Annotated in this window: 24 protein-coding genes; 10 read left to right on the top strand and 14 right to left on the bottom strand. The window is 70.4% G+C overall.

Annotated elements, in window-relative coordinates:
• Positions 1-12 precede the first annotated feature (12 nt).
• Positions 13-906 carry an NYN domain-containing protein gene (locus IE325_RS10150; protein WP_190069456.1) on the bottom strand — a complete coding sequence of 298 codons (894 nt, stop codon included), beginning with the start codon at positions 904-906 and terminating at the stop codon, positions 13-15.
• 205 nt (positions 907-1,111) lie between these two features.
• On the opposite strand from IE325_RS10150, the gene IE325_RS10145 reads away from it, so the two are divergent.
• Positions 1,112-1,264: a DUF8834 family protein gene (locus IE325_RS10145; RefSeq protein ID WP_190069455.1), complete on the top strand. Its 153-nt coding sequence runs from the start codon at positions 1,112-1,114 to the stop codon at positions 1,262-1,264.
• A gap of 76 nt (positions 1,265-1,340) precedes the next feature.
• On the opposite strand, the gene IE325_RS10140 is transcribed toward IE325_RS10145, so the two are convergent.
• From IE325_RS10140 to IE325_RS10130, 3 genes are all read right to left on the bottom strand, one after another.
• Entirely contained in the window at positions 1,341-1,946 is a 606-nt protein-coding gene (locus IE325_RS10140) for a MarC family protein (RefSeq protein ID WP_190069454.1), read from the bottom strand.
• Between the two features lie 56 nt (positions 1,947-2,002).
• Positions 2,003-2,860: a PHP domain-containing protein gene (locus IE325_RS10135; protein ID WP_190069453.1), complete on the bottom strand. Its 858-nt coding sequence runs from the start codon at positions 2,858-2,860 to the stop codon at positions 2,003-2,005.
• Between the two features lie 221 nt (positions 2,861-3,081).
• Complete coding sequence (locus tag IE325_RS10130; protein ID WP_190069452.1) at positions 3,082-3,723, bottom strand: DUF6758 family protein; 642 nt, start codon at positions 3,721-3,723, stop codon at positions 3,082-3,084.
• Between the two features lie 119 nt (positions 3,724-3,842).
• Here IE325_RS10130 and IE325_RS10125 point away from each other — a divergent pair, with 119 nt between their 5' ends.
• A complete protein-coding gene (locus IE325_RS10125) occupies positions 3,843-5,060 on the top strand; it encodes an MFS transporter (protein WP_190069451.1) in 1,218 nt (405 codons plus the stop codon).
• Positions 5,061-5,100: 40 nt separating this feature from the next.
• Here the strand turns inward: IE325_RS10125 and IE325_RS10120 are convergent, their stop codons facing one another.
• Positions 5,101-5,685: a suppressor of fused domain protein gene (locus IE325_RS10120; protein ID WP_190069450.1), complete on the bottom strand. Its 585-nt coding sequence runs from the start codon at positions 5,683-5,685 to the stop codon at positions 5,101-5,103.
• Positions 5,686-6,191: 506 nt separating this feature from the next.
• Between IE325_RS10120 and IE325_RS10115 the strand changes: the two genes are divergently transcribed.
• On the top strand, positions 6,192-7,307 hold the full coding sequence (locus IE325_RS10115; protein WP_190069449.1) for a magnesium and cobalt transport protein CorA: 1,116 nt from the start codon (positions 6,192-6,194) through the stop codon (positions 7,305-7,307).
• Between the two features lie 23 nt (positions 7,308-7,330).
• A complete protein-coding gene (locus tag IE325_RS10110) occupies positions 7,331-7,840 on the top strand; it encodes a hypothetical protein (RefSeq protein WP_190069448.1) in 510 nt (169 codons plus the stop codon).
• 6 nt (positions 7,841-7,846) lie between these two features.
• Here the strand turns inward: IE325_RS10110 and IE325_RS10105 are convergent, their stop codons facing one another.
• Complete coding sequence (locus IE325_RS10105; protein ID WP_190069447.1) at positions 7,847-8,593, bottom strand: hypothetical protein; 747 nt, start codon at positions 8,591-8,593, stop codon at positions 7,847-7,849.
• A gap of 233 nt (positions 8,594-8,826) precedes the next feature.
• Here IE325_RS10105 and IE325_RS10100 point away from each other — a divergent pair, with 233 nt between their 5' ends.
• The 3 genes from IE325_RS10100 to IE325_RS10090 are packed head-to-tail and all read left to right on the top strand — an operon-like array spanning position 8,827 to position 11,896.
• Entirely contained in the window at positions 8,827-10,134 is a 1,308-nt protein-coding gene (locus IE325_RS10100) for a magnesium transporter MgtE N-terminal domain-containing protein (RefSeq protein WP_190069446.1), read from the top strand.
• On the top strand, positions 10,124-10,720 hold the full coding sequence (locus IE325_RS10095; protein ID WP_190069445.1) for a DUF1003 domain-containing protein: 597 nt from the start codon (positions 10,124-10,126) through the stop codon (positions 10,718-10,720). The genes IE325_RS10100 and IE325_RS10095 overlap by 11 nt, the downstream gene beginning before the upstream one ends.
• Positions 10,721-10,762: 42 nt before the next feature.
• On the top strand, positions 10,763-11,896 hold the full coding sequence (locus IE325_RS10090; RefSeq protein ID WP_190069444.1) for an Mrp/NBP35 family ATP-binding protein: 1,134 nt from the start codon (positions 10,763-10,765) through the stop codon (positions 11,894-11,896).
• A 61-nt stretch (positions 11,897-11,957) separates the two neighbouring features.
• On the opposite strand, the gene IE325_RS10085 is transcribed toward IE325_RS10090, so the two are convergent.
• The 5 genes from IE325_RS10085 to sigE form a co-directional block, all read right to left on the bottom strand.
• On the bottom strand, positions 11,958-12,626 hold the full coding sequence (locus tag IE325_RS10085; protein ID WP_190069443.1) for a hypothetical protein: 669 nt from the start codon (positions 12,624-12,626) through the stop codon (positions 11,958-11,960).
• Positions 12,627-12,864: 238 nt separating this feature from the next.
• Positions 12,865-13,305 carry a sec-independent translocase gene (locus tag IE325_RS10080; RefSeq protein ID WP_190069442.1) on the bottom strand — a complete coding sequence of 147 codons (441 nt, stop codon included), beginning with the start codon at positions 13,303-13,305 and terminating at the stop codon, positions 12,865-12,867.
• Between the two features lie 239 nt (positions 13,306-13,544).
• Positions 13,545-15,737: a trypsin-like peptidase domain-containing protein gene (locus tag IE325_RS10075; protein ID WP_190069441.1), complete on the bottom strand. Its 2,193-nt coding sequence runs from the start codon at positions 15,735-15,737 to the stop codon at positions 13,545-13,547.
• A 222-nt stretch (positions 15,738-15,959) separates the two neighbouring features.
• Positions 15,960-16,943: an anti-sigma factor family protein gene (locus tag IE325_RS10070; protein WP_190069440.1), complete on the bottom strand. Its 984-nt coding sequence runs from the start codon at positions 16,941-16,943 to the stop codon at positions 15,960-15,962.
• Positions 16,940-17,638: an RNA polymerase sigma factor SigE gene (sigE, locus tag IE325_RS10065; RefSeq protein ID WP_190069800.1), complete on the bottom strand. Its 699-nt coding sequence runs from the start codon at positions 17,636-17,638 to the stop codon at positions 16,940-16,942. Before sigE ends, IE325_RS10070 begins: the two co-directional genes overlap by 4 nt.
• 301 nt (positions 17,639-17,939) lie before the next feature.
• Here sigE and IE325_RS10060 point away from each other — a divergent pair, with 301 nt between their 5' ends.
• Positions 17,940-18,572 carry an O-methyltransferase gene (locus IE325_RS10060; protein ID WP_190069799.1) on the top strand — a complete coding sequence of 211 codons (633 nt, stop codon included), beginning with the start codon at positions 17,940-17,942 and terminating at the stop codon, positions 18,570-18,572.
• A gap of 117 nt (positions 18,573-18,689) precedes the next feature.
• Here the strand turns inward: IE325_RS10060 and IE325_RS10055 are convergent, their stop codons facing one another.
• Positions 18,690-18,857: a DUF3117 domain-containing protein gene (locus IE325_RS10055; protein ID WP_003966491.1), complete on the bottom strand. Its 168-nt coding sequence runs from the start codon at positions 18,855-18,857 to the stop codon at positions 18,690-18,692.
• A gap of 374 nt (positions 18,858-19,231) precedes the next feature.
• Here IE325_RS10055 and chcB point away from each other — a divergent pair, with 374 nt between their 5' ends.
• Positions 19,232-20,035: a 2-cyclohexenylcarbonyl CoA isomerase gene (chcB, locus tag IE325_RS10050; protein ID WP_190069439.1), complete on the top strand. Its 804-nt coding sequence runs from the start codon at positions 19,232-19,234 to the stop codon at positions 20,033-20,035.
• Positions 20,036-20,080: 45 nt separating this feature from the next.
• Here chcB and IE325_RS10045 read toward each other — a convergent pair whose 3' ends face one another.
• Both IE325_RS10045 and IE325_RS10040 read right to left on the bottom strand, forming a co-directional pair.
• Positions 20,081-20,671, bottom strand: a complete 591-nt coding sequence (locus IE325_RS10045) for a DNA-3-methyladenine glycosylase I (RefSeq protein ID WP_190069438.1) — start codon at positions 20,669-20,671, stop codon at positions 20,081-20,083.
• On the bottom strand, positions 20,668-21,033 hold the full coding sequence (locus IE325_RS10040; RefSeq protein WP_190069798.1) for a DivIVA domain-containing protein: 366 nt from the start codon (positions 21,031-21,033) through the stop codon (positions 20,668-20,670). Before IE325_RS10040 ends, IE325_RS10045 begins: the two co-directional genes overlap by 4 nt.
• A gap of 155 nt (positions 21,034-21,188) precedes the next feature.
• On the opposite strand from IE325_RS10040, the gene folP reads away from it, so the two are divergent.
• Entirely contained in the window at positions 21,189-22,049 is an 861-nt protein-coding gene (gene folP, locus IE325_RS10035; RefSeq protein WP_190069437.1) for a dihydropteroate synthase, read from the top strand.
• The last annotated feature ends 31 nt before the right edge of the window (positions 22,050-22,080 follow it).

Raw genomic sequence — 22,080 nt, 5'->3', positions numbered from 1 at the left:
CGCACCCCGCACCTAGTACTGCGCCTGCAAGTGCTCCCAGAACCCGTCCCGCAAGGCCCGCCGCAGATCCGCCTGCCCCCGCAGCGAGTACTGCAACAGCGCCTCCGCCTCCACCAGCAGATCCTGGTCCACCGACCCGGGCAGATAGGGATGCCCGGGCAGCAGTTCCTCGAGCGACTCCCGCCCCCGTGCCGCGAGCCACTTCGCCGCGATCTGCGCACCGACGAACCGGACGCCCTCCCGCATCGGCCGGGTCCCGCCGGTCTCGTACACGGCGGCGGTGCGCCGGGCGACGTACGGCTTGAAGAAGTCGAGGTCCAGGGTGCGCTGGCTGTCGACCTCCCAGAGCAGGGGCTCCGCCTGGTTGCGGCCCTCCGGCGCCTCGATGCCCCACAGGTGCACCCGCGCCCCGTACCCCTGCGCCGCCTCGACCGCCGACACGAGGTCCTCGTCCCCGCCGAGCAGGGCCGCGTCGCTGATGGCGCGGTGTCTGGCCAGGGACTCCAGGTCGCTGCGGATCAGTGAATCGACGCCCTTCTGCTGGTTGTTGGCGTTGAGGTTGCCCAGCCGGACCTTCACATCGGGGAGTTCGGCGATCGACTGCTGCTCCGCGGTGTGGATACGGCGCCGCGCGCCGTCGTACCAGTAGACGCGCAGCAACCTGCTGTCCGCGAAGATCGTGCGCGCCTTGTCGATGAGTGCCTCGATCAACCCCTCGGCGTCCAGATCGAAGGCACGGCGGTCCTCGGTCCCGGCGACCAGCCGCCCCGCGGCCGCGTACAGATATCCCGCGTCGACGAAGATCGCATGGGTCGAGGGCGTCTTCGCCACCTCGGCGAGCATGCGCTGGAGCAGCTCGTTGGTGTGGTCGATGCGGGCGGAGAGTGCGCCGAGGTCGTCGTTCATCGCCTCCATTGTCCCGGCGGTCACGCTGCGAACACAACCGGTCCCGGTCGGTCCCGCCTTGATCACTCGGCGATGACTTACCGGCCAGTACTTAGGCGTTCGAAAAATTTCTTTAGCGTAGGGAATGTTTTCCGTGCGAAGCAGGTTGTGACCCATGTGACCAAGTAGTTCTCCTCAGGAGGATGACCAGACGAAGGGAGAAGCCATGCGCTTCGAAATCATGCGACTCGACGAGGTCGACGGCACGCCCGTGGACAGCACTGTCGTGGACGCCGCCTCCGTCAACCGGATCGTTCAGCAGGCCGCCTCGATCGGGCAGCGGCTGTGGATCCGACCGGCCGAGACCACGGCCTCATAACAGACGCGGATCACCGCAGAAGCTTCGAAGCCCCCGTACGGCACACGCCGTACGGGGGCTTCGCGCTTACGACGGCTCAGGCGCCCTGGATCACCTGGGTGACCCCGTTGATGATCTGCTGCACGGCGATCGCCGACAGCATCATGCCCGCGAGCCTCGTCACCAGGACGACCCCGCCGTCCTTGATGACCCGGATGATCAGCAGCGAGTACCGCATCACAAGCCACAGCACGACATGGATGGCGAGGATCGCCGCCCACACCGAGACCTGCGTGGCCGCGCTGTCGGCCTTCTGCACGGCGAGGATGACGGACACGATCGCCCCCGGCCCGGCCAGCAGCGGCATGCCCAGCGGGACGAGGGCGACATTGACGTCCTTGGTCTGCTTGGGCTCGTCCGTCTTGCCGGTGAGCAGGTCGAGCGCGATCAGGAGGAGCAGCAGCCCGCCCGCGATCATCAGCGCGGGGACGGAGACATGCAGATAGTTCAGGATCTGATGCCCGAGGAGCCCGAACACCGCGATCACACCGCCCGCCACACAGACGGCCTGGAAGGCCATCCGCTTCTGCACCTTGGCCGGGCGGCCCGCGGTGAGCGCGAGGAAGATCGGGGTGATCCCGGGGGGATCCATGATGACGAACAGGGTCAGGAAGAGAGAGCCGAAAACGGCAACGTCGAACATGAGCGCCTTGCGGATACGAAACGAGCGGACGTGAAGGGGTGGATGGGGGGCGAGCCTCAGACCCCGCCGGCCCCCGGCACGGGGAACGCCCCGGTCGCCCGCCGCGTGATCTCGCCGTACACCTCGGGATCCGTCGTGTACTCGCCGAGCACACAGGTCTTGCGGCTGCCGTGGTAGTCACTGGACCCGGTCGGCAGCAGCCCCAGTTCCTTGGCCAGCCCGCGCAGCCGCGCCCGCGTCTCGGGTTCGTGGTCCATGTGGTCGACCTCGATGCCGTCGAGCCCGGCGGCGGCCAGCTCGGCGATCGCGGCCTCCGGCACGGTGAGACCCCGCTTGCTCGCGGCGGGATGCGCGAACACGGTCACCCCGCCCGCGGCCTTGACCAGCCGGATCGCCTCGAAGGGGTCGGTCTCGTGCTTCTCCACATAAGCCCGCCCGCCGTCGGCGAGCCAGTCCTCGGTGAAGGCGTCGCCCACGGTCGGTACGACCCCGAGCTCGACCAGCGCGGTGGCCACATGCGGCCGCCCGACCGAGCCGTCCCCGGCGATCCGCAGCACCTGCTCCCAGGTGACGGGCACGCCCAGCGCGTTGAGCTTGGCGACCATGCCCTGCGCCCGGGGCACCCGGTCGTCCCGCACCAGCTCACGCTCGGCGAGCAGCGAGGGCTCCTCGGGGTCGAAGAGATAGGCCAGCATGTGCATGCTGATGCCGTCGATACGGCAGGACAGCTCGGCCCCGGTGACGAGCGTGAGCCCCTCGGGCAGCGCGGCGACAGCCTCGGCATACCCACGCGTGGTGTCGTGATCGGTCAGCGCCACGACGTCCAGCCCGGCGGCAGCGGCGTTACGCACCAGCTCGGCCGGGGTGTCCGTCCCGTCGGAAGCCGTGGAGTGGGTGTGCAGGTCGATACGCACGACGCGAACTCCAGACGGGGGACGACACGGAAGGGGCCGCTCAAGGATAACCGCATTTTCAACGACCGCATGTCACACCCGCACAGCACAAGAGACCCCTACAGTCGCCCACCTCAGGGGCGCGGGGCTGTATCGATATGCGGCTCCGCCGCGTGGGCGCGAGCAACCACAAACAACCCGCAGCCGCACACCCCCACCAGGCACCCGAGCCATTTGGCGCCCTACGGCTCGAGCAAGCGCGGCGACAACGCCCCGCACGGCACCAGCTCCACCTCGGCCCCCGCATCCCGCAGATCCGTCAGCACCAGCTCGTCGTACATCAACAGCCCCGACTGCTCGGGCCACATGACCGCCCACAGCCACATCCCGAGCGCCTCCCCCGCGAACACGGCACGGTCATCGGGCGTCCCCGACACATGCCACAGCGGCGTGGGCCGCCCGGCGGCGAGCACCTTGGCCTGTGGCGGCTTCTCGACATTCATGTACGACCCCGGATCCGGCCCGTCGATACCGGCGTACCGGGCACCGAGCCCGACCCCGAGCTCCTCCGCGACGAGGATCAGCTCACCCATCCCCCCGAGCGGCCCCGGCCCGGAGCAGGCGACAGCAGTCGCCCGACCCCCGCTGCGATCGTCACCCGCGCTCGCGACTCCCGTGAACAGCCAGCCGATCGGCAGCGGCCACGGCATCCAGACCGGCACCTGCGTGCGATGCACGACCACACCGAGGGCCTCGACGCTTGGCGGGATCACGGGCTGCACCGGATGCACGGTGCCGTGCACATCGCATTGCCAGGTGTCGGCGAAGAGTCCGGGAGCCCTGACCCGGCCACCACACTTCGGGCAACTGGGTTCGCCCCTCATAGGCCCCCACGGTCCTACCCCTTCTGCGCCACGTCAAGGACGATCACCCGTCCGGACGGAACCCGTCCGCCGGGGCAGCCGGATGCCCTTTGCATTATTTAGCCTACCTAACTTAATATATGTATATGCCATCTACTTCTCTGCTGCGACAGCCCCGGGCCGTCTGGGCGACCGCCGGCGCCTCCGTCGTCGCCTTCATGGGCATCGGACTCGTCGACCCGATCCTGCCGTCCATCGCCGGCGGCCTGAACGCCACTCCCGGCCAGGTCTCTCTGCTCTTCACCTCGTACTTCCTGATCACCGCCGTCGCGATGCTGCTCACCGGCTACGTCTCCAGCCGTATCGGCGGCCGCAGGACCCTCCTCCTCGGCCTCGCCTTCGTGGTCGTCTTCGCCGGTCTGGCCGGCACCTCCGGATCGGTCGGCGAGCTGGTCGCCTTCCGGGCGGGCTGGGGGCTCGGCAACGCGCTCTTCGTCTCGACGGCCCTCGCGGTCATCGTCGGCGCGGCGGCCGGCGGCAGCGCGGCGGCGATCCTGCTGTACGAGTCCGCCCTCGGCCTCGGCATGGCGTGCGGACCGCTGCTGGGCGCGCTGCTCGGGGACGCCAGCTGGCGCTACCCGTTCTTCGGTACGGCCTTCCTGATGGCCGTCGGCTTCCTGTGCATCACGGCGTTCCTGAAGGAGCAGCCGAAGCCGGCCCGCAAGACCTCGGTCCTCGACCCGATCAGGGCGCTCGGCCACGGCGGCCTGGCGTCGGCGGCGGTCTCGGCGTTCTTCTACAACTACACGTTCTTCACGGTGCTGGCCTTCACACCGTTCGTGCTGGACATGAGCCCGTACCGGTCGGGCGCGGTCTTCTTCGCGTGGGGCGTGCTGCTCGCGGTGTTCTCGGTGCTCGTGGCGCCGCGCATGCAGCGGCGGTTCGGTTCGCTGAGGGTGCTCGGCGGGTCGCTGGTGCTGCTCGCGGCGGATGTGCTGGTCCTCGGGTACGGCGACCACACCACGGCCGTCGTCTGCACGATCCTGTCCGGCGCGTTCATCGGCGTGAACAACACCGTCTATACGGAGCTGGCGCTCGGCGTCTCGGACGCGCCGCGTCCCGTGGCGAGCGCGGGCTACAACTTCGTGCGCTGGTTCGCGGCAGCGGCAGCGCCCTACTTCGCCCCGCGCATCGAGGAGTGGACCGGCAGCGTCCGCGTCCCGTTCGTGGTGGCGGCGGTCACGGCCGTGGCGGGCGCGCTGGTGGTCGTCGTACGGCGCAACGCGCTCACGCACGACGTGGAGGAACTGGAGACGCTGCACGCCACCGAGGACAGCGTCACCGTGTTCGCCAACTGATGCTTTTCGGCCACCCGTTGGTGAGGTTCCTCACGCCGCGTCAGTCCAGCGGGACGGACCTGCGGGCGGGATCCCTCAGGTCCGTACCGTTCGTCAGCCAGCGCTCCTGGAGGGCCTGGGCGCCGTGCACCCGCTTCCAGGCGGCCTCGTTCGGCGTCATGGGGAGCAGGGGCAGGAAGCGCACGGGGTCGAGGGGCTCGTCCAGCTCCAGGTCCTCGACCAGACCGCCGGGCTCGGCGACCAGGACCGAGGTGAAGGGGGCGTCGGGCCACAGCGGGTCACCGACGTCCAGCGAGGCACCAGGGGCGATGATCACACCCTCCACCTGGGGGGACGCGGCTAGTACGGCGAGCGGGCGGAGCGCCTTGTCGGTGTCGGCGAGCCCGGCGCGCACCGAGAGGACCAGCTCCGCGCGGGGGCCCTTGACCGGGTCGGCGATCATCGCGGAGGGGTCGCCCATGGGCTGCGCGGACATGCCGAGCGTGGCGTAGCGGACGATGTCCCCGTCCTGGAAACGGAGCACCTCGATGCGGTCCGTACCGAGGAAAGTGACCGCCGCGCGGGCGTCCGGTTCGCCCAGCGCGGTGCGCAACCGGGCCTCGACCAGAGGAAGAACATCAGCCATGCCGCGAGCATAGAACTCGTCAGTACCGGGCAAAGCAGCGCCTTGACACTTCAGTCGGCTGATACTCTTGCCCGGTGTTCGGGGCAGCACGCAGAAGCGTCGCTATCGAGTCCCGACGCTGATGAAAACTCCCCTACGGGGAACCCCGTACGGGGTGTGGATCGTCCCTTACGAGGGACCGGCCGGAGGAGGTGGGGCTGTCATGGATCGAAGTCGACCGTGCAGTACCACTCGCTCTTCCCGCCGCTGATGTAGCTGATTCGGCTGTTCCGCTCCGGCTGACCGCCGTCCTCTCACGCTTGCGTCCTCACACGGAAGAGCACTTCGTTTCGCTTTGCCTGATCGTCTGATCTGAATCAGCAACGAAGCCCATCACCGCAACGGTGCGGTGCTCCCCGCTTTGTGGACGTGCCAAACATCCTGAGGTCAGGACGTCCCCATTCCGGGCAGTTCCAGCCGTACAGCGGTTCTCCGCGCTTCGTTGCCCGTTGCGAAGGAGCCTGCTCATGTCGATGATCCGAGACCTGCGCGCCGTGGTCCGTCCGGCCCGTACCTCGCTGCGCAAGGACAGTGGCGCCTACGACACCACCCGCGACCCCGGGACCCCCTCGGCCGTCGTCGACTGCGCCGTCTACCGTGACGGCCGCCGACTGGAGACCGACAAGCCGCTGACCCCGCACGAGGCGATGCGCCAGGTGCGGCGTGACGGGGGCTTCGTGTGGATCGGGCTGCACGAGCCGACCGAGGCCGAATTCTCCGGTATCGCCGGTGAGTTCGGACTGCACCCGCTGGCCGTCGAGGACGCCGTGCAGGCGCACCAGCGGCCCAAGCTGGAGCGCTACGACGACTCCCTGTTCACCGTCTTCAAGACCATCCACTACGTCGAGCACGACGAGCTCACCGCCAACAGCGAGGTCGTCGAGACCGGCGAGGTCATGTGCTTCACCGGCCGGGACTTCTTCATCACCGTCCGGCACGGCGGCCAGGGCTCGCTGCGGGCGCTGCGGCACCGCCTCCAGGACGATCCCGAGCTGCTCGCCAAGGGCCCCTCGGCCGTGCTGCACGCCATCGCCGACCATGTCGTCGACGGTTACATCGCCGTCGCCGACGCGGTGCAGGACGACATCGACGAGGTGGAGACCGAGGTCTTCTCGCCCGGCCGCAAGGGCTCGCCGCGCGGCACGGACGCCGGCCGGATCTACCAACTCAAGCGCGAGGTCCTGGAGTTCAAGCGCGCGGTGTCGCCCCTCCTCCGCCCCATGCAGCTGCTGAGCGAGCGTCCGATGCGGCTGATCGACCCGGACATCCAGAAGTACTTCCGGGACGTCGCCGACCATGTCGCCCGTGTGCACGAGCAGGTCATCGGCTTCGACGAGCTGCTGAACTCGATCCTCCAGGCCAACCTGGCCCAGGCGTCCGTGGCGCAGAACGAGGACATGCGGAAGATCACCTCGTGGGCCGCGATCATCGCCGTACCGACGATGGTGTGCGGGGTGTACGGCATGAACTTCGACTACATGCCGGAGACCCACTGGAAGTACGGCTACCCGGTGATCCTCAGCGTCACGGTGGCGATCTGTCTCGGCATCCACCGCACGCTGAAGCGCAACGGCTGGCTGTGAGCGCCGCTCGCTAGGCTGAGCCCATGACAAGCGAGCTGCTCGACCAGGCCCTCGTCGAGGAGGCCACGAAGAAGTCCGGGCTGATCTGGGTCAAGGGGCCCGGCGTCCCGGCCCGTGCGCTGTGGCATGTGTGGCACGAGGGCGCGGCGTGTGTCATCGGCGACGGTCCGGGCGAGCAGCCGCTGCCGGGGCTGGCCGACGGGGCCGAGGCCGAGGTGACGGTCCGCAGCAAGGACAAGGGCGGGCGGCTGCTGTCGTGGACGGCGAAGGTCGTGGAGCTCGGGGCGGGGTCGGAGGCCTGGGAGGCCGCGGTCGCCGAGCTGAAGGGCAAGCGGCTCAACGCCCCCGACGGTGAGGCGATGCCGGGGCGGTGGGCCCGTGAGTGCCGGGTGCTGCGGCTGGAGCCGACGGGCACCACGGCACCGCTGCCGGACGGCTCCCTGGCCGAGGCACCGCTGCCGTCCCCGGCGACGACACGCCGGCCGATCCCGGCGGGCCTCCCGCGACTGCTGCTGAAGAAGCGGCGCCGCTAGGTCCTGTCACGACGTCGGCAGCTGCTTGCCGTAGTCCACCGTGTCGCCCTTCGGGGGCTCCTTCAGGGCGAAGTCCTTGCCCCAGTCGGAGAACGTGAGGGTGCCTCCGCCGCCCGCTCGGGTCAGCTGCAAGGGATACGGGTCGCCGTCCAGGGAGACGTCCAGGGTGCCGCCGGAGCCCTTGTCGCCGGTGATGCGGATGGTGCGGGTGCCCGCCTGCTCGTGGTGGCCGTCGGTCGCCAGGGTGCCGTGCAGGGTCAGCAGGCCGCCGAGGAGGACGGCCTTGTCCGTGAAGCCGCTGAACTTCTTGTACGCCGGGTCGCCCTGCGGCACCTTCACATACTTGCCGTTCAGTTTGTCCACGGCCCCGGCATCCGCCTTGCCGTCGTCGCCCGCGTCGCTCCAGAAGCCGGCGTCGGCCTTCAGATACAGCTGCTCGCCGATCCGCAGCAGCTGGAACGTGGACCCCTGCGCGGTCACCGACCCCGTCGCGCCGTCGGCCTTCAGCTGCATGTCGAGCTTGTAGGTACGGCCACTGGTCGCCACGTTCCCCGACAGGCGCACCGCCTTGGCGGACTCGGCGGCCGTGCGGGTCTTGCGCTGGATGTCGGCGGCCGGCAGCTTGCCGACACCGTTGGTGCCCTCGTCCGGGTCCTCACTGCATCCCGTCAGCCCCGTTCCCGACACGACCAGGGCGCAGATGGCGGTCATCAGCGCGGCCCGGCGAGTACGACCCTGGAGAATCGCAGTCACAGGTGGGCTGCCTTTCTGTCGTGAACTCGTGAGAGCTGAGCGGCGTACGGCAGCGTACCCGCACGTCACCCCCCAGGCGGAGCCAGTCCGTCCGGACCTCTCACCAGGGCGTATCGGATCCGGACGGGCTAGCCTGAAGCCCACCCGAGCGGGCAATTTTCGACAAAAGGCGGCACGGCAGCGCAGCCGCGACAGCACCACCGCACACCCCGCATGCGAAGGAGCCTGAAGCCATGGCAGCCGGCGCTCCCCGGATCTTCGTCTCGCACCTCGCCGGCATCGCCGTGTTCGACCCGAACGGCGACCAGGTGGGCCGCGTACGCGATCTGGTCGTCATGCTCCGGGTCGGCCGGCGTCCCCCGCGCCTGCTCGGCCTCGTCGTCGAACTCTCCACCCGCCGCCGTATCTTCCTGCCCATGACCCGCGTGACCGGCGTCGAGTCCGGCCAGGTCATCACCACCGGCGTGCTCAATGTCCGCCGCTTCGAGCAGCGCCCCACCGAGCGCCTCGTCTTCGGCGAGCTCCTCGACCGGCGGGTCACCCTCGTCGAGACCGGCGAGGAGGTCACCGTCCTCGATCTCTCGGTCGGCCAGCTGCCGGCCCGCAGGGAGTGGGAGATCGACAAGGTCTTCGTGCGGAAGGGCGGCAGGAGCGGCGCCTTCCGACGGGCCAAGGGCGAGTCGCTGACCGTCGAGTGGTCCGCGGTCACCGGCTTCTCCCTGGAGGAGCAGGGACAGGGCGCCGAGAGTCTGCTGGCCACCTTCGAGCAGCTGCGGCCCGCCGACCTCGCCAACGTCCTGCACCACCTCTCCCCCAAACGCCGCGCCGAGGTCGCCGCCGCCCTCGACGACGACCGCCTCGCCGATGTCCTGGAGGAGCTGCCGGAGGACGACCAGATCGAGATCCTCGGCAAGCTGAAGCAGGAGCGCGCCGCAGACGTCCTGGAGGCCATGGACCCGGACGACGCGGCCGACCTGCTCGGCGAGCTCCCGACGGACGAGCAGGAACGGCTGCTGAGCCTGATGCAGCCCGCCGACGCGGCCGACATGCGCCGACTGATGGCGTACGAGGAGCACACGGCGGGCGGTCTGATGACGACCGAGCCGATCATCCTGCGCCCCGACGCGACCGTCGCCGACGCCCTCGCCCGCGTCCGCAACCCCGACCTGTCCCCGGCCCTCGCCGCCCAGGTGTATGTCTGCCGCCCGCCCGACGAGACACCGACCGGCAAATACCTCGGCACGGTGCACTTCCAGCGCCTCCTGCGCGACCCGCCGTACACCCTGGTCAGCGCGCTGCTCGACGAGGCGCTCGAAGCGCTGGAGCCGGACGCCGCGCTGCCGGTCGTCGCCGGGTTCTTCGCGACGTACGACATGGTCGCGGCTCCCGTCGTGGACGACTCGGGGTCACTGCTGGGCGCGGTGACGGTGGACGACGTACTGGACCATCTGCTGCCGGAGGACTGGCGGGAGACGGAGTTCCACCTGGACGAGGAGAGCGACAACGGCGCGGGCGAGGGGGCAGCGGCGCATGGCACCTGAGCGTGAGAGCACACGCGAGCGCACAGCCTCGGGCGCCACCGCGTCCTCCCGGGCGCCCCGCAATCGCCTCGACCAACCCCGCCCGCCGCGCCGCCGGATCCTGCCCGAGTGGGACCCGGAGGCCTTCGGACGGCTCTCCGAGCGCATCGCCCGCTTCATCGGCACCGGGCGGTTCCTGGTCTGGATGACGATCGTGATCGTCGTGTGGGTGCTGTGGAACATCGCGGCGCCGACGGACCTGCGCTGGGACGAGTACCCGTTCATCTTCCTCACCCTGGTCCTGTCCTTGCAGGCCTCCTACGCCGCCCCGCTGATCCTGCTCGCGCAGAACCGGCAGGACGACCGCGACCGGGTCAACCTGGAGCAGGACCGCAAGCAGAACGAGCGGTCGATCGCCGACACCGAGTACCTGACCAGGGAGATCGCCGCCCTGCGCATCGGCCTCGGCGAGGTCGCCACCAGGGACTGGATGCGCTCGGAGCTCCAGGACGTGATGAAGGAGCTGGACGAGCGGCACAACGGTCACCGCGAGGCCGGGGTATTCCCGGCGGATCGGTCGCGCGGACGTGACGTAGACGACCGCTGACGGGCTTTCCGGGGCATGGCTACCGGGCCGTACCATCGTCCTATGGCTACGGAAGACGCGGTGCGCGAAGCACTGGCGACGGTGAACGACCCCGAGATCAACCGCCCCATCACGGAACTCGGGATGGTCAAGTCGGTGGAGATCGGTGCGGACGGTGCGGTCGCGGTCACCGTGTACCTGACGGTCTCCGGCTGCCCGATGCGCGAGACGATCACGCAGCGCGTGACGGACGCGGTCTCCGCGGTCGAGGGCGTCACGCGCGTCGACGTCACGCTCGACGTGATGAGCGACGAGCAGCGCAAGGAGCTGGCGAACGCCCTGCGCGGCGGCACCGCCGAGCGCGAAGTCCCCTTCGCCAAGCCCGGCTCGCTGACCCGCGTGTACGCGGTCGCCTCCGGCAAGGGCGGCGTCGGCAAGTCCTCGGTGACGGTCAACCTGGCCGCCGCGATGGCCGCCGACGGCCTCAAGGTGGGCGTCGTCGACGCCGACATCTACGGCCACAGCGTGCCGCGCATGCTGGGCGCCGACGGGCATCCGACCCAGGTCGAGAACATGATCATGCCGCCGTCCGCGAACGGCGTGAAGGTCATCTCCATCGGCATGTTCACGCCGGGCAACACCCCGGTCGTGTGGCGTGGCCCGATGCTGCACCGCGCGCTCCAGCAGTTCCTGGCGGACGTGTACTGGGGCGACCTGGACGTCCTGCTCCTGGACCTGCCGCCGGGCACGGGCGACATCGCCATCTCGGTCGCCCAGCTGGTCCCGAACGCCGAGATCCTGGTCGTGACGACCCCGCAGCAGGCCGCCGCCGAGGTCGCCGAGCGGGCCGGCTCCATCGCCGTACAGACCCATCAGAAGATCGTCGGCGTGGTCGAGAACATGTCCGGCCTGCCCTGCCCGCACTGCGGCGAGATGGTCGACGTCTTCGGCACGGGCGGCGGTCAGGCCGTCGCCGACGGCCTCACCCGCACGACCGGGGCGACGGTCCCCGTCCTCGGCAACATCCCCATCGACGTCCGCCTGCGCGAGGGCGGCGACGAGGGCAAGCCGGTCGTCCTGACGGACCCGGACAGCCCGGCGGGCGCCGCACTGCGGGGCATCGCGGGGAAGCTGGGCGGCCGGCAGCGGGGCCTCTCGGGCATGTCCCTGGGCATCACGCCGCGCAACAAGTTCTGACGGACCCGCCTACGGCGAGGGGGCACCGAGATCCGCGGTGCCCCCAATTTTCCATTTCCACTTACGCGTACTGGCCGATGTCCTTGATCACGGCGAAGCCGAGACCATACGCACTCATCCCCCTGCCGTACGCCCCCACATGCACCCCCGCCTCGGTGGACCCGGCGAGCACCCACCCGAACTCGGACTCCCGGTAGTGGAAGGGCGTGGGCACCCCGTCCACCGGCAGGGACAGCGTCGACCAGGCCGGCCCGGCGAGATCGTCGGCCAACGCCCAGGCCGTCTCCGTCTGCTGATCCAACCAGTCGTCGCGCAGCGAATGGTCCATCTGCCCGGGCCAGGTGAACGTCAGCAGCCCCACCCCCGCGAGCCAGGCCGCCGAGGACACCGACGTGGCCTCCAGCAGCCCCGTACCGTCCGCACTCCTCCGGGACGGATTCGCGGCGACGGTCACCACGACCGCGAACTTCTCCCGGTCCTCCGTCGCCTCGTTCCGCACGGAGGGCTCGTCCCCGTGCCCGATCGAACCGTGCTCCACGGCCCCGTCGGCCGCCGTGCCGACCTGCATCAGCCAGCGCGGCCCCGTGAAGGCCTCATCGAGGCCGTACCACGGGAAGGGCGCCAGCAGGTAGCCGTCGACCGTGCGCCGGGCGGAGGGGACCTGCTGTCCGCTCTCCACGGCCGGTTCCTGCGCGACTGCGCGACTCGTCGTCTGACTCGTCGTCTCCATGTGCCCGGACGCCTCCTCGCTCTCGACGGACCAGCCCTGCCCGCCCCCCTTCGGGCGGCGTTACTTGTCTGGGTACGGTCCGCACAACAACTCGGCAGCATAGCCACACCGCTCCGAGCAGCAGGGAAACCGCCCGGCGCGCGGGGCGCGCGGAGGGCGGGTTCAGGCCGCGCGCGACCCGGGCGGAGTATGAGAAGCGTCACGTACGAGCGGCTGACCGCTCCCGTGTTCGTACGGCTCAGGTGGCGTCGGCGTCGTAGGGCGGGCGCTCGTCGCGCGGAGTCTCGGGCTTCTTGGTCATGTCGATGGTGCCGCCGGAGGACCCGGACGAGCCGGCGGACGGCGTGGACTCCGCCTCACGGCTGTGGACGGCGTCGGTGACCTCGGCCATTTCCTTCTTCAGGTCGAAGCCGTTGCGGATCTCCTTGAGCCCTAGTTCATCATTGTCGAGCTGCTTGCGGATGAACGTCTTGGGGTTGAGGTCCTCGAACTCGAAGTCCTTGAACTCCGGACCGAGTTCCTGCCGGATGTCCTCCTTGGCGCTCTCCGAGAACTCGCGGATCTTACGGATCGTCCGCGTGACGTCCTGGATCAGCTTCGGGAGCTTGTCCGGACCGAAGACGAGCACGGCGAGGACGATGAGCGTCACCAGCTCGAGCGGTCCTATGTCATTGAACACCTGAAGCTCCTTGCGATGTCCTCGGTCCTCGGCCCTCGGCGGTCTGGGTGGTCTTCCGTGGTCCGGGCCGGATCCACGGTACCCGGCGATCCGCTACGACCGGTACTGTCCCGAGGCCTCCGAATGCGGGTGGCCGTGCGGTTTTCCGGGTTGTTTGCCTTGTCAGGGCGCGCGTGGGGCCGTCGGCGCGAGATGTCCTGTGAGGTTCATGTGAGTCCGGGGCCCTGCCCGGACCCGGCTCAGCGCCCACTCGAGGACCCCAGTGTCAGCTCGATCGTGATCTCCTTGCCGTCCCGCTCCAGGGTCAGTTCGAGCCGGTCGCCGGGGCGGTGGGCGCGGGTCTTGACGATCAGTTCCTCACCGGAGTGGACGCGTTGGCCGTCGACCTGGGTGATGACGTCGCCCGGCTCGATACCGGCCTTGTCCCCGGGCCCGCCCGCGGTGACCGCGGAGCCGCCGTCGCTGCCCTTGGTGCCCACGCGGGCCCCGTCGCCCGCGTAGTCCATGTCGAGGGTGACGCCGATGACCGGGTGTGTCGCCCGGCCGGTGTTGATCAGTTCCTCGGCGACCCGCTTGGCCTGGTTGACCGGGATGGCAAAGCCCAGGCCTATGGAGCCGGCCTGGCCGCCGTCGAGGTCGGAGCCGCTGTCGGCGGACCGGATCGCGGAGTTGATCCCGACGACCCGCCCCTCGGCGTCGAGGAGGGGCCCGCCGGAGTTGCCGGGATTGATGGGAGCGTCGGTCTGGAGGGCATCCACATACGACACATCACTCCCGTCACTGCCGTCCCCGCCCTCGCCTCCGGCGGTGATGGGACGCTCCTTGGCGCTGATGATGCCGGAGGTGACGGTGCCTTCCAGGTCGAACGGGGCACCAATGGCGACGACGGGGTCACCGACCTGGACGTTGTCGGAGTTGCCGAGCGGCAGGGGCTTCAGCCCGCGGACATCGCTGACCTTGACGACGGCGAGGTCATAGCCGCTGTCCCGTCCGACGACGGTGGCCTTGGCCGTGTCCCCGCTGTGGAAGGTCACGGATATCTCGCCGCCCTCCCCCGCGGGCTCGACGACGTGGTTGTTGGTGAGGATGTGCCCTTGGCCGTCGAGCACGAAGCCGGTACCGGTCCCCTGCTCCGCACTCCCCGTCACATGCAACGTCACCACACTCGGCAGCGCCCGCGCCGCGATCCCGGCGACACTGTCCGGCGCCCGCCCGACAGCCTCGACCCCGGCCTGCGGCAACACGACGTCCCCCACCCCACCATTCCGCTCGAGATACGCCCCCACGACCCCACCGACACCTCCGGCGACCAACGCGATGAGCAACCCCCCGACAACCAACACCTTCTTCCCCCGCGAACGCCGCTGCGCCTGACTGGGGACGGCGGCACCGGTTTGTTGGAGGGGAGCGGTGGGGTGGGGGGTCTGGGACCAGGGGTCGTAGTTCTGCCAGGGGTTGGTGGGGGGTGGGGGGTCGAAGGGGGGGTTGGTGGGGGTGTTGTTGAGGGTGGGGGCGGTCGGGGGCGCGGGCTGGGCAGGGGGCTGAGGCGCCGGTTGGGTGGGGATGGGGGCGGTGGGCGCCTCGGGGGCCGGGGGCGCCTGCCGGGCAGGGGCCAGGGGCGCCTGCTGGGCGACGGTCGAGGCCGCCGGCTGGACAGGGGCCTGAGGTGCCGACTGGGCGGGGACGGATCCGGTCGGCGCCTCAGCAGTCGGGTGCGTTTCCTGCGCCGGTATGCCTGAGGGCGGCGCCGGGGCGGCGGGGGCTGGGGGCGCCGGGTGCGGTGCGGGGGCGGGTATGCCGGGTGCTTGCTCTGCCGCGGGGGCCGGAGGGGGCGTGCGGGTCGAGAGGCCGGTCGCCTGGGGCGGCACGGGGGCGGAGGCGGCGGCTGTCGTCTGAGGCGCAGTGACGTCGCTCGCAGGCGCCGTGGCCTGCGCCCCGTACGCCGGGGCAGGCTCGGGCGGCGGCATCGGTACGGCCGTGCCGTGCGAGGGCGTCGTCGCCGGGTGCTGAACCGGTGGGGCGGGTGCCCAGGGGCCGGGTTCGCCGTAGGGCGGGGTGCTGTAGGGGTCGGGGTCGTGGAGGGGTGTGGGGCTGGCAGGAGGGGATGCGGCGCTGTCGGCAAGGCTCACCGCAGGACCGGTCTCGACACGGGCATCCTCGGAGGGTTCCGCGGTTACAGCGTCCGCAATACCAGCCGTGCCCTCCGATGAAGCGGGCACCGATACCCCGGCCGGCCGCGCCAGCTCGAAGTCCCCCTCGGAAGCGACGTCATCGCCACTCCCAGCCGGCCGAAGCTCGAAGTCACCATCCGCCGCCCCACCCCCCAACGGCCGTGCCAACTCGAAGTCGCCGTCAGCCGTGGGCTCCGAGGAATGGCCCTGCAATCGGGGGCGGTTCCACCACTTCGCCTTCGCGGGCTTGCCCTCGTTCATGTTCCGCTTCCTACTCCTGCTGACCGTGGCTCGAGTCCGGCTGGGCAGCCAACAGGAACGTCCCCGCGCCCGCATGCCTACTCAACTCTGCGCTGTCGCGCTCGGCTTCGAGCCACCTCCCCATCCGGCACACGGTGTATCGATTCCGCGCCCGGCCCATGGGCACAGCGCGCGGCCCACCCGGATTCAATCAGGTTCGCGGGCCGCTGCGCAGGGGCTGGGTCAGCGCTCGGTGGCGGGGGAGGCGGAAGGCGACGACGTCGCGTCGGGGACGGGTGCGGCGAGCAGGCCCGGGGTCGCGGGGATCCCGGTGTCCTTGGACCAGGCGGTCAGGGTGAGCGGCGGGGTCGCGCTGAGCGGACGTATCAACGGGGACATGGCGGCCGCACCGGCCACCACGGGTGCCGTCAGGGTGTGCAGCTCCGCGTCGGCGGGCTGGGCCGGCATCCCGGGCAGCAGCGGAGCCGACACCTCGGTCGAGGCCGCCGGGGTGTCGAGCGAACGCTGGCCCTGGCCCTGCGCGAGCAGGGGGCCGAGTCCACGGCGACGCTGGTTCTCCGGGGTCGTAGAGGCGCCGGTGCCCGCCGTCCGCGCGGGTGTCACATTGCTGCCGGACCCCGAGCCGCCGCGGGCCTCCGCATCGGTGGGCGCGCTGGTGGTGACGCCGCCCAGCGCGATCGCGGCCAGCGACACCGCGCCCGCCGCGACGAACGCGAACCGCATCCGCGAGGACGCCGAGCGATCAGTGTCGGGACGGCCCACGGGGTGGGTACGGAAGCCACGGTCCGCGACGGGGAGTATGGGGGCGTGGGCACGGGAGGGGACGTATCCGAACTCGAAGCGCTCGCCCCGCTTCATACCGAAGACGCCGGTGGCGGCGCCGGGCCGGCCGGGGAGTCCTTCGAAGCCGGCCCCGCCGCCCAGCGGCGATCCACCGTCGCCGTCGAGGTCGCTGCCCCCGGGGAGACCCTGGAGACGGGCCAGGAAACTCTCGGAGGGCGGTGGCGGGGCCGCCTCCGCGAAGACGTTCTTCAGCCGGCGCTGGGCGTCGACCTCGGACTTGCACCTGGCGCAGGTCGCCAGATGGGCCAGGACACGCTCGCGCGTCTCATGACCGAGCTCTCCGTCGACGAGGGCGGAGAGTCGGTCGCCTAGGTGCTGCTCGGCCAGGAGCCGTTCGGCGGGGTTGGGTCGGGAGCCACTCACGCGGTCGCGCCCCCTCCCCCCAGCGCTGCCACACGCGGCACGAAGGAGCGGCGCTCGGCGCGCGCCTCCGGCGAGCGGTGGGCGAGGGCCTTGCGCAGCTGCGAGCGGCCCCGGTGGATACGGGACCGGACGGTGCCGAGCTTGACGCCGAGGGTCGCGGCGATCTCCTCGTACGACAGTCCTTCGATGTCGCACAGGACGACCGCGGCGCGGAACTCGGGCGCGAGGGTGTCGAGGGCCTGCTGGACGTCCGCGTCGAAGTGGGCGTCGTTGAAGACCTGCTGCGGTGTGGGCTCCTTGCTGGGCAGCCGCTCGGCCGCGTCCTCGCCCAGCGCGTCGAAGCGGATGCGCTGCTTGCGGCGGACCATGTCGAGGAAGAGGTTGGTGGTGATGCGGTGCAGCCAGCCCTCGAAGGTGCCCGGCGTGTAGGTGGACAAGGAGCGGAAGACGCGGACGAAGACCTCTTGCGTCAGGTCCTCGGCGTCGTGCTGGTTGCCGGTGAGGCGGTACGCCAGTCGGTAGACGCGGCCGCTGTGCGTGCTGACGATCTCCTCCCAGGTGGGCGGAGTCCACGCCTGCCCGTCCGCGTCGGTGGAGAAGGTCGCGGTCTGGGCGTAATCGCCGGCGTGGCTGCGGTCAGCGGTGTCGTTCACGGATTTCGGCCTGCCCGCCGATCCGAGAAAGCGCCGCAGCACTCCTCCCCGATCCACAGGCGCAGCCGCACCTCCCCTGTCGGCTCTGGTGGTGTCCAGTGGAGCCCCTACCATAGCCACCTCGCCCGTTAGCTCCGGATAAGCGGTTTTACGAGAATTTGATCTGGGCCGATACGGCTGATGCGCCTGCGTCGGCACTTGCTCCCGGCCCTGCTCCTCATCGTGATCCAACTGTGTCCCCCCGCTCGTCTTCCCACCCCTCTAAACGCGCGGTCCCATCTGCGGGTTCCCGCCCGCAACGGATACAGTCACGCCCAGGCAACCACGGGGACAGGAGAGGGTCATTACCGGCAACCGGCAGACGAGCTGGGCGTTCGCCGACGCCTACGTCGCCGAGGACGACGTCCTGCGCTGGGCCCGGGACCGGGCCCGCGAGGCGGGGCTGCGCTCGGTGTCTCCCGGCACGGGCGCCGCGCTGCGGATGCTCGCCGCCACCGTGGACGCGAAGGCGGTCGCGGAGATCGGTACCGGCACCGGCGTCTCCGGGATCCACCTGCTGCACGGCATGCGCCCCGACGGCGTCCTGACGACCGTCGACCCCGAGCCGGAGCACCAGCAGTTCGCCCGCCAGGCCTTCCGCGCCTCCGGCTTCGCCAGCAACCGCGCCCGTTTCATCCCGGGCCGCGCCCTGGACGTCCTGCCCCGGCTCGCGGACGCCGGCTATGACCTCGTCTTCTGCGACGGTGACCGGCTGGAGTTCCTCGACTATCTCGCTGAATCGTTGCGCCTGCTGCGTCCGGGTGGCCTGGTCGTCTTCGAGGGCGTCTTCACCAACGGCCGCACGGTCGACTCGGGCCCGCAGCCCACCGAAGTCATACGCATACGTGAGCTGCTGCGCGCGGTGCGCGAGAGCCAGGAGCTGGTGCCGTCCCTGCTGCCGGTCGGGGACGGGCTGCTGTGCGCGGTCAAGCGCTGAGCACGAAGACCGCCTGACCAGCCGTACGGCACGGACGTACCGGATGTTCCACACAAGCAGCAACCCCGGCACCATGTGCGATGCCGGGGCCGCCGAAAGGGTGGGGTCGCTGCCGCGTCAGCCGACGACCTTCTTGAGGGCGTCGCCGAGCGCGTCGGCCTCGTCAGGGGTCAGCTCGACGACGAGCCGACCGCCGCCTTCGAGCGGAACGCGCATGACGATGCCCCGCCCCTCCTTGGTCACCTCGAGCGGGCCATCGCCCGTCCGCGGCTTCATGGCCGCCATGCTCGTTCCCCTTCCTGAAACCAGCTCATCGTCAAAGCCGACGGCCCCATGGAGGGCACGCGCGTCTGGCACAGACTCGCGACACCGGCATCGAACACATTGCTTCCAAGCCATTATCCCGCATCTCAGGACCCGATGACCAACATCAGTCGGCATCGCTTGGGCAACGCGCGCGAGCAAAACCACTCAATTCGGCGATGTGACTGCGATACTGCGCCACCGCACACACTTCGGCCCAACAGAACCGGACACAAATTCTTTGACGCAGGTCACACCTCCGGTCAGGGCCGTCGTCCGTGATCTCCGCCATGCTGTCCTCAGACAATCGCGTACTGATGAGTACGCCCCGAGCCGTACACCGGAGGGGATACGCCATGGCCGACACCGTGCTCTACGAGGTGAGCGACGGACTCGCGACGATCACGCTGAACCGCCCGGAGGCGATGAACGCGCTGAGCATCGCGGCCAAGGTCGCACTGCGGGACGCGGTCCAGGCCGCGGCGGACGACTCCGCCGTACGGGCCGTGCTGCTGACCGCGGCCGGGGAGCGGGCGTTCTGCGTGGGGCAGGACCTGAAGGAGCACATCGGGCTGCTGGTCGCCGACCGCGAGACCGGTTCCGGGCAGACCATGAGCACCGTGCGGGAGCACTACAACCCCATCGTGCGGGCGATCGCCGGGATGGCGAAGCCCGTGGTGGCCGGGGTGAACGGGGTCGCGGCGGGGGCGGGCTTCGGGTTCGCGCTGGCCGCGGACTACCGGGTCGTGGCCGACACGGCCGCCTTCAACACGTCGTTCGCGGGGGTGGCGCTCACCGCCGACTCCGGGATCTCCTGGACGCTGCCGCGGGTCGTCGGCCCGAGCCGCGCCACCGACCTGCTGCTCTTCCCGCGCAACATCAAGGCGCAGGAGGCGTACGAGTTGGGCATCGCGAACCGGCTGGTGGCCCCTGGTGAGCTGCGCGCGGAGGCCGAGAAGGTGGCTCGGGCGTTGGCCGAGGGGCCGACGGTCGCCTATGGGGCGATCAAGGAGGCGGTGGCCTTCGGGCTGTCGCACTCGCTCGAGGAGACCTTGGAGAAGGAGGACGAGCTGCAGACGCGGGCGGGGTCTTCGGAGGACCACGCGATCGCCGTGCAGGCCTTCGTCAACAAGGAGAAGCCGAAGTACTTGGGCCGGTGAACTCGGGGCCGCGCCCTGCGTAGGGGACTAGCCCGGCGTAGGGGACTACGAGAGGGCGCTTCTCACCACGCACGCCTCCAGGTGATCGTCGACCAGGCCGCACGCCTGCATCAGGGCGTACGCCGTCGTCGGGCCCACGAAGCGCAGGCCGCGCTTCTTCAGGGCCTTGGACAGGGCCGTCGACTCCGGGGTGACCGCCGGGACGTCCGCCAAGGTCTTCGGGACGGGGCGGGCGGTCGGGTCGGGCGCGTGGGACCAGATCAGGTCGTCCAGCTCGCCCAGGGCCCAGTCGGTCAGCACGCGTGCGTTGGCGATGGTCGCGTCGATCTTGGCGCGATTGCGGATGATGCCCGCGTCGGCGAGGAGGCGGTCCCTGTCGGCGTCCGTGAAGGTCGCGACCTTGGCGATGTCGAACCCGGCGAAGGCGGCACGGAAGCCCTCGCGGCGGCGCAGGATGGTGATCCAGGACAGGCCGGACTGGAAGGCCTCCAGGCTGAGCCGCTCGTAGAGCGCGGCGTCGCCGTGGACCGGGCGGCCCCACTCCTCGTCGTGGTACGCCACGTAGTCCGGGGTGGACAGGGCCCAGGGGCAGCGCAGGGCGCCGTCCGGACCGGCGAGGGCCGTGCCGTCGCTCACTGCTGGTCCTCTCTGGTGGGCTTGTCCATCGACACATGGCCCGCCCCATGGCCGCCGGCCGGCGTCTGGGCCCCGGCCAGCGCGGACTCCAGGTCGGCGATCCGGGCGTCGCGCTCGGCGAGCTCGGCGGCGAGGCGGCTGAGGGCGTCGTCGACGTCGGACATGCGGTAGCCGCGGGCGGCGAGCGGGAAGCGGAGGCTGTCGATGTCGGCGCGGTTGACCGGGCGGTCCGGCGGCAGCGGGTCCTGCAGTCGCTCGGGCGCGGCCTCCGGCAGCGGGCCGTCGCCCTCGCCGCCGCCCACCACGGCGAGGGTCACCGCGGCGACCACGACGGCCAGCGCGACGACCAGGAACAGGAACATAACCATCGCTGTGGCCCCCACGGTCGGTGTGTGCGTGCGGTCGAGTGTGTCAGTGTCCGATCGTGCCATGCGACTCTGACAGTTAGGGTCGCAGGCGGTCGAAAGGCCAGGACGCACCAGGACGCACCAGGACGCTCAAGGAGAGGTCACAGGGGATGCTCAGGCTGGGCAGGCGCGAGTTCGAGGCGCACGAGCCGGTGATCATGGCGATCGTGAACCGGACCCCGGACTCCTTCTACGACCAGGGCGCGACGTTCCGCGACGAGCCGGCCCTCGCGCGCGTGGAGCAGGCCGTGGCGGAGGGTGCGGCCATCATCGACATCGGTGGGGTGAAGGCCGGGCCTGGGGAAGAGGTGACCGCCGAGGAGGAGGCGCGGCGGACGGTCGGGTTCGTGGCCGAGGTGCGGCGGCGGTTTCCCGATGTGGTGATCAGCGTGGACACCTGGCGGGCCTCGGTGGGGGCGGCCGTGTGCGAGGCGGGGGCGGATCTGCTGAACGACGCGTGGGGTGGGGTGGATCCGGGCCTCGCGGAGGTCGCTGCGCGGTACGGGGTGGGGCTGGTGTGTACGCATGCCGGGGGTGCGGAGCCTCGGACTCGGCCGCATCGGGTGACGTACGACGACGTCATGGCGGACATTCTGCGGGTGACCGTGGGGTTGGCCGAGCGGGCGTTGGCGTTGGGGGTGCCGCGGGAGTCGATTCTGATCGATCCGGGGCATGACTTCGGGAAGAACACCCGGCACAGTCTTGAGGCGACTCGGCGGCTCGGGGAGATGGTGTCGACGGGGTGGCCGGTGTTGGTGTCGCTGTCCAACAAGGACTTTGTCGGGGAGACGTTGGACAAGCCCGTGAAGGAGCGGGTGGTGGGGACGTTGGCGACGACCGCGGTTTCGGCGTGGTTGGGGGCGCAGGTGTATCGGGTGCATGAGGTGGCGGAGACGCGTCAGGTGCTGGACATGGTGGCGTCCATCGCGGGGCATCGGCGGCCGGCGGTGGCGCGACGGGGGTTGGCGTAGCCGGGTTTTTCGCCCCCGCCGCCCCTACCCG

The organism is Streptomyces lanatus (assembly GCF_014655715.1).
Lineage (GTDB): Bacteria > Actinomycetota > Actinomycetes > Streptomycetales > Streptomycetaceae > Streptomyces > Streptomyces lanatus.
Note: the sequence above shows the minus strand (reverse complement) of the source record. Positions and strands in the feature narration are given on the sequence as shown.